Genomic DNA, 6,850 nt, shown 5'->3' on the forward strand with positions numbered 1-6,850 from the left:
CAAGCTATTTCGCCATCTTCGGGCGAAACGCGCCAATCCGGGTGCAAATCATAACCGTTCACGGGGAGAATGGGATGATGCCCGAAGACGAGCTTGATCGTCGCGTCGCGACCTTTTGCGAGCGCTTCCTCGAGCCAGGCGATGTCAAGGATGGCGTGGCCGTGATTCCTGGGATTGGCGGTATTCAGAAAAACCAGCAGCGCGTCACCGTCCCGTACGGCGTAATTGAGTTCCTTGCGAGCGACGACGTTTGCATGCCGCTGCGGCAGCACCTGCTCGTACAGGCCATGGCTCGCCGCGCTGTAAACATCGTGATTGCCGGGAATATGAAAGATTCGATCAAATGCGCCTGTGAATTCACAGAATTCGCGATCCATGAAATGGCGCCATTGCAGCCGGAGCTCCCGCTCGTCGGGAACGTAACCGGAAACATGATCACCAAGATAGCAGAGCGTTCGCGAGTGAGGCTGCCGCCTGAGAAGCGCCTCCCGGACGGCACGGAAGTTCTGTTCGTGCACGTGATAGGGCACGCCAGAACAGCTGTCCCCCAGCAGAATAAGCCGGTATGGCTCCACGCCCGCGTCTTCCCCATTCCCGTCGATGGATGAGCGAGAAACTAATAGAGCTGTTTAACAATCTGGTGACGCCGGCCGGCAGCATAATATTCTGCGCTGTTTTGATTATATGCTTCCATATTTGGAGCGCGTGGCGAACATCGGTGGCATCAAGCGCTGCCAAGGGAGCTGCCGCTTATGACGTCAGGGATCCGATGGAAGCGTCGCCCTGTCGGCGCAAACTGGGGTGAGTTCGGCGCTGACGATCAGCTGGGACGACTGAATCTGATCGGCCCGGAGAGGACGTTGGCCGCGGCCGCCGAGATCAAGCAGGGCAGGAATTTCTGTCTGAGCCTGCCGCTCGACTATCCCGGCGGCAGCGTGCTCGCGTCCTACCGCTCCCCACCACGGCTCCGCCCGACGATCAGGAATGGCCGAGCTTGCTTTCACTACGACTTCAGCGCCGAAGAGCCGGGTTTTGACGATATCGTCTGCGACGACGCAGTGTGCCTCTGCACACAATACTCGACCCACTGGGACGGCCTCGCTCACATCGGCGAGCCGTTCGATGTGGACGGCGACGGCAAGCGTAAAGTCGTCTACTACAACGGCTTTCGCGCGAGAATCGACGTGCTTGAACCTGGCGAAGCCCGCGAGATATCCTCGACGGCGCTCGGCATTGAGCACATGGCGCAACATGGCGTGCAGGGCCGGGGCGTCCTCATCGATCTGGCAAGGCGATTCGGGTCAGCGCGCCACTACGTCGGCTACGACGACCTGTGTCGCTGCATCGAGGAGGACGCCATCATTATCGCGCCTGGCGATATCTTGTGCCTGCACACCGGCTTCAGCAGAGTTCTGCTCGACATGGGCCGGCGTCCTGACGGCGCCATATTGGCGCGATCGTGCGCGGCGCTGGACGGCTGCGACCGCAGGCTGTTGGACTGGATCACGGACAGTGGCATCGCAGCAATTGCAGCCGACAATTTCGCGGTTGAAGCGCAGCCCCCGCGCAGCGAGGCCCGCGCGGGGCGAAGCTATGTTCCCTTGCACGAGCATTGCCTGTTCAAGCTCGGAATACCTTTGGGGGAGCTATGGCATTTCGAGGAACTCAATCGCTGGTTAAATGCCAATTCGCGGCATCACTTCTTCCTCACCGCGCCGCCTCTTCGACTCCCTGGCGCAATGGGCTCGCCGCTTACCCCCATTGCGACCGTCTGAGCCAGGCGCTTCGGCGATCGCCGTGGGACTTTGTCATCAAGAGCGGCGATTCGAGAGCACGTCGGAGGTCCGCCGCAGAGCGTCCAACGAGCGTTCGTAGCTCGCGAGCGCGATGTTTGCATTCAGGGCATCGATAACCGCGAACTCGGCTAAGCGGCTCGTCATTGCCTCCGTCCTAAAGCGCGTCTCTCTCGCCGCGGTGTAGAGCACGATATCTGTGTAGTTTTGGATCGGCGACTTGCCGAAATTTGTGATGCAAATCGTCGTTGCTCCCGCTTCTTTCGCCAGTTGCGTAGCTGATACGGTCTCGATCGTACTGCCGGAGTGAGAGATGGATAGCGTCGCCACCTTCGGCTTCAGGAACGAAGCACTCACGAGCTGAGCGTGAGAGTCGGTTATCACTTTGCAGTTGAGGCCCAGCCTGGTCATGCGGTGATAGGCATCAATCGCGACCGGAGCGGCGCTTCCGATACCGTAGACCTCGACCCATGGTGCAGCGAGAATGGCTGACACCGCGCGCTCGAGTGCCTCAATATCGAGAACTGCCAAGGTGTCGACCAGAGCTTGAACGCCGCTGCTCACAACCTTATTGGTCACGGTTGCCGTATCATCGCCCAGGACGAGATCCTCGTGGATGAACTTGATCGGCTCGACCAGTCCCTGGGCGACCTGGATTTTCAAGCCCTGGTAGCCCTTGACGCCGAGTTGTTGGCATAGTGACACGATGCTGCCTTCGCTCACTTCCGCCCTTTCGGCCATCTCGGTGATGGACATGTGGACGACGTCGCCAGGATTGCTGAGGATGAAGTCCGCGATCCTGCGGGCGACCGGCGGCAGCTTTTCGCGCATGACAGTGAGGCGCGCCAGTGCGGTTCCGGGCGCGCTGTTGCGCGGGCCCGACGGATTGCCGCTATTCATACTGAGCCTCTTGTGGGTGACCGAAGCTGCCTGATCCAGCCGCCGGATGGGTTGCTCCGGAGACCGTGGCAGAGAGCGGCCGGAGACGCCGGATGGCGCCACGGTAAGCGGCGAGGCATCCGTCGGGGCGGGATGTCATGTCGTTAGCTGGAACGCCCACATTCGTCGAAGCAGCTTCAGTCGGGCCGCGCTTAGCAATGCTGAAGCTGCCGACTTCGGCTTCGCAGTCTGACACTGAAAAAAACTTTGCGCAATACCCGCCCATAATGAAAAACTCTCATACAAGCGTCATATGCACCAGGTAGGATCCCGGTGATCGCCGAAGACCGGTACCCAGCGGTCTCCGCGACGGGGTTGGTCATGCTCGCACAAGAGGAGTCGCCCAATGGTCTTGCCGAAGCGTGTCGTGGCCGGGTTGGCGGCAACCATTGCCTGCGCATTTGGCGGGCCCGTCAGTGCCGAAGATATCGTCGTTGGTTTCGCGACGGCGCAATCCGGCATTGAGCAACCTTATGACCAAGGCGGCCAACGAGCCGCGATCATGGAAATGGAGATGATCAACGCGGCGGGCGGCATCGATGGGCGCAAATTCCGTTGGTTTATCGCAGACACCAAATCCGATCGGGTACAGGGTGCCAAAGCTGGTCTTGAGGCTGCCCGACAGGGCGCCGATCTCGTTGTCGTCTCGTGCGATTATGACAACGGCGCTCCCGCTGCCCTGTCGGCGCAAAACGCAGGAAAAATCTCCTTCTTTGTGTGTGCCGAAGACGCCAAGGCGGGAATCCAGGGTGTCGGCCCCTACTCGTTCACGGCCTCCATCGCCGCCCCGGTGCAAGGGGCCACCATGGCCGAATGGGCGATCAAGAAAATGGGCTGGCGGAACGGCTACGTGCTGCTCGACAATACGGCGGAGTACAACAAATCGGTCTGCGCCGGATTCGATTGGGCGTTTCCAAAGTTTGGCGGGACGATTAGCGGACGCGACACGTTCAGGAATGATGATGCATCGATCGCCGCCCAGATCACACGACTGCGTAACATGTCCTCACCGCCGGACGTGATCATGTTGTGCACGTATACGCCTGGCGGGGCCAGCGCCATCCGCCAGATCCGTGCAGCCGGCATCGACGTTCCAATCGTCAACGGCATGGCCATGGACGGCACCTATTGGACCGATGCGGTACCCAATCTTTCGAATTTCTATGTTCCTGTGCAGGGGTCGATCTACGGCAACGACCCCGATCCCAAGGTGAATGAATTTACGGAAAGCTATTCCAAGCGCTGGGAGCAGGCGCCGCCCTCCTCATACGTCTTCCCCGGGTGGGTATTGATCGAATGCTATGCCGAGGCCGCGAAGCGCGCCGGCAGCACGGATGTCGCGAAGGTCGTCGCAGAATTGGAAAAACTGCATGACTTTCCGACACGGTTCGGCCCGCGTACGTTTACCTCAAACCTACACATCCAGGACAGCGCTCGCTACGAGATCATCGGCTTTACGGCGGGTAAACCCAACCCTGTTGAATATTGGAAGATCTCCGAGCCGGTACCGATGGACGTGCTGTTCCGACGGTGACGATGGTTGACACTCAGGCCGGCGCGCTTCGCGCGCATAACGTTACAGTTCGATTTCAAGGCATCACTGCAATCAATGAGGTCTCGCTCTCGCTTGAGCCTGGCGATATCCGTGGTCTCATTGGTCCCAACGGAGCCGGCAAAACGACCCTGGTCAATGTGCTATCAGGTTTGGAGACACCTTCATGCGGACACGTCACCCTGGATGGAAGGTCACTCCAGGGCAGGCCGCCACATCAATTCCGTCGCAGGGGAATTGCCAGGACATTCCAATCCGGGCGTCTTTTCGGTGAGTTGACCGTCGCCGAGAACGTCATCGTCCCAGCGGTGAATCTTGGATTCACGTCGCGCCAGGCCGCGGCGCACGCCCGCGAGCTCCTCGCTTGGGTGAACCTCGCGGACAAGACCGAACTCATCGCCGGGATTCTCGCGGGCACCGACAACCGGCGACTTGGGATCGCGCGGGCACTTGCCGCAAATCCCAGGTTCATTCTGCTCGACGAGCCGGCTGCGGGAATGTCCGAGATCGAGTGCGAAGAAATCACGCGCTTGATCACGGCCATTCCTCAAACCTTTGCCGCTGGCGTCCTCCTGATAGACCATAACATGGAGGTCGTAATGCGCGCCTGCGAGCGTATCCATGTTCTGGACAGTGGAAGAATGATCGCAGAGGGAGCACCCGCCGAGGTGCGCTCGAACCAGGCCGTGATTTCCGCCTACCTTGGCATCGTTGTGACGGGCCAGCGACGACGAGTGAACGTCGATGCTGCTTAGCATCCAGGATATCTCGGTCCATCATGGGCAAATCTGCGCGCTCCGCGGGGTTTCGCTTCACGTAAGGCAGGGCGAGACTGTCAGTCTCCTCGGCCCGAACGGGGCAGGAAAATCCACGCTCCTGTGGACCATGGCCGGTGCCGTGCGGGCCCGCTCCGGCACCGTCGAATTCGGCGGCCGCGGCATCGGCGACTTACCTCCTGAATCAATTGCGCGGCTTGGGCTAGCCACCGTCCCCGAGCGGCGACGCGTATTCAGTTCGCTGACAGTCGAAGAAAATTTACGGCTCGGGCTATGGGCACAAAGCGGCTATCGTGGCGGCGAGCACGATCTCCATCAAGTCCTGGACTACTTCCCCAAGCTGGCCGAACGGCGCCGTTCGCTGGCGGCTCGGCTGTCAGGCGGCGAGCAACAAATGCTGGTCATAGCTCGAGCCCTGCTTTCCCGGCCTCGCCTCATTGCCCTGGATGAACCGTCATTTGGGCTTGCACCCATGGTCGTCGACCAGGTTTACGACATTCTCCAGGACTGGCGTGCACGGCGAAACCTGACATTGCTGATCGTCGAGCAAACCGCAACACGCGCCCTTTCCTTCTCCGATCGTGTCTATGTGCTGCGTTCCGGTCAAATCGAGCATACCGGCTCACCGGCCGAGATCTGCGACTCCGAACGGCTGGAACAGGCATATTTCGGCTTCCCGAGCACTGCCCCTCAAGGCCGATCATGATGCCGGCCATGCTGCAATATGTCATCGATGCGCTAAGTCTTGGCAGCCTTTATGCGTTGACGGCGCTCGGCATTGGTCTGTTGTTCGGTGTTCTCCGAGTCATCAATTTTGCCCACGGCGACTTCATCTCGGTAGGAGCCTATGCGCTTATCGTGCCCTCTGCCAACGCATTGGCCGTGCTCTATGTTGGCGCCCTCCCCTGGCCACTTGTCCTGCTTCTCACTGCCATGTCCGTCATCATGGTTGCGATCCTTTCCGAATTGATGGTGTTTAGACCGTTGCGCGGCACCACGCCCGCCACCCTCATGATCGGATCCTTCGCGCTCAGTTTCATCATCCAACATTTGCTTCTGATGATCTATGGCAGCCGACCCAAGGCGGTCAATCTTTGGCCTGAACTTACGACGCAGGTTAACTTGCTTGGTCTTCGTGTTCAGAAGTTGCAACTCGCAACGGTTGGGGCCACAGCGATGCTTCTGGGGGCATTGACTCTGCTGCTCAGAACGACACGCACAGGTGTGGAGCTGCGGGCAGCTGCGGAGGACTACCAGATGGCTCGCATGCTTGGCATAAGGGCCAACACCGTCATTGCCGGCGCGTTGGCGTTGAGCGGGCTCCTGGCCGCGACAGCATCTCTTCTCTATACCGCTCAATCGGGTATCCTCAGCTATCAGATGGGCGTCCCCCTGATGATGTTCGCGTTCATTTCTACGGTCGTTGGCGGTCTCGGCAACCTCCTCGGCGCGGTCGTTGGAGCATTTGTTGTCGCCGCGATCGAAGTCATCCTGCAAGCTACTCTCTCGGATCAACTCCGGCCCTTTCGCGAGGCCTTTGTATTCGTGCTCGTGATAGCGATCCTTCTGTGGCGGCCATATGGGATCCTCGAGGCTCATTCCTCCAGGGAGCGCGTTTGATGCCGACGCTATTGCAGGCGGCAGGTCAAGGACTGCGATCGGCTTGGCCGCTGTTGAGTTTGGTCATCATCCTTCTGCTCATTGCAGGCGTGACCGTCTGGGTCGATGACCCCGAAATCAACCAGACGGTGATCGAAGCATTGATACGTCTGATCGTCGTCGCCGGCATG

At 59.7% G+C, this 6,850-nt stretch carries 7 protein-coding genes; 5 read left to right on the plus strand and 2 right to left on the minus strand.

The window, feature by feature from the left end:
• A partial coding sequence (locus JOY90_RS02445; RefSeq protein WP_291689579.1) for a metallophosphoesterase occupies positions 1-518 on the minus strand: 518 nt, incomplete at its 3' end.
• 342 nt (positions 519-860) lie between these two features.
• On the opposite strand from JOY90_RS02445, the gene JOY90_RS02450 reads away from it, so the two are divergent.
• Positions 861-1,775, plus strand: a complete 915-nt coding sequence (locus JOY90_RS02450; RefSeq protein WP_367276867.1) for a cyclase family protein — start codon at positions 861-863, stop codon at positions 1,773-1,775.
• A 36-nt stretch (positions 1,776-1,811) separates the two neighbouring features.
• Here JOY90_RS02450 and JOY90_RS02455 read toward each other — a convergent pair whose 3' ends face one another.
• On the minus strand, positions 1,812-2,693 hold the full coding sequence (locus tag JOY90_RS02455; protein ID WP_291689581.1) for a MurR/RpiR family transcriptional regulator: 882 nt from the start codon (positions 2,691-2,693) through the stop codon (positions 1,812-1,814).
• A gap of 385 nt (positions 2,694-3,078) precedes the next feature.
• On the opposite strand from JOY90_RS02455, the gene JOY90_RS02460 reads away from it, so the two are divergent.
• The 4 genes from JOY90_RS02460 to JOY90_RS02475 are packed head-to-tail and all read left to right on the plus strand — an operon-like array spanning position 3,079 to position 6,680.
• A complete protein-coding gene (locus tag JOY90_RS02460; RefSeq protein WP_291689582.1) occupies positions 3,079-4,266 on the plus strand; it encodes an ABC transporter substrate-binding protein in 1,188 nt (395 codons plus the stop codon).
• 2 nt (positions 4,267-4,268) lie between these two features.
• On the plus strand, positions 4,269-5,039 hold the full coding sequence (locus JOY90_RS02465) for an ABC transporter ATP-binding protein (RefSeq protein WP_291689583.1): 771 nt from the start codon (positions 4,269-4,271) through the stop codon (positions 5,037-5,039).
• The gene (locus tag JOY90_RS02470) at positions 5,029-5,766 is read left to right on the plus strand and encodes an ABC transporter ATP-binding protein (protein ID WP_291689584.1); all 738 of its coding nucleotides are present in this window, start codon (positions 5,029-5,031) and stop codon (positions 5,764-5,766) included. The genes JOY90_RS02465 and JOY90_RS02470 overlap by 11 nt, the downstream gene beginning before the upstream one ends.
• Positions 5,763-6,680 carry a branched-chain amino acid ABC transporter permease gene (locus JOY90_RS02475; RefSeq protein WP_291689585.1) on the plus strand — a complete coding sequence of 306 codons (918 nt, stop codon included), beginning with the start codon at positions 5,763-5,765 and terminating at the stop codon, positions 6,678-6,680. The genes JOY90_RS02470 and JOY90_RS02475 overlap by 4 nt, the downstream gene beginning before the upstream one ends.
• Positions 6,681-6,850: the final 170 nt, after the last annotated feature.

Origin of the sequence: Bradyrhizobium sp. (assembly GCF_019242285.1) — a bacterium.
GTDB lineage: Bacteria > Pseudomonadota > Alphaproteobacteria > Rhizobiales > Xanthobacteraceae > Bradyrhizobium.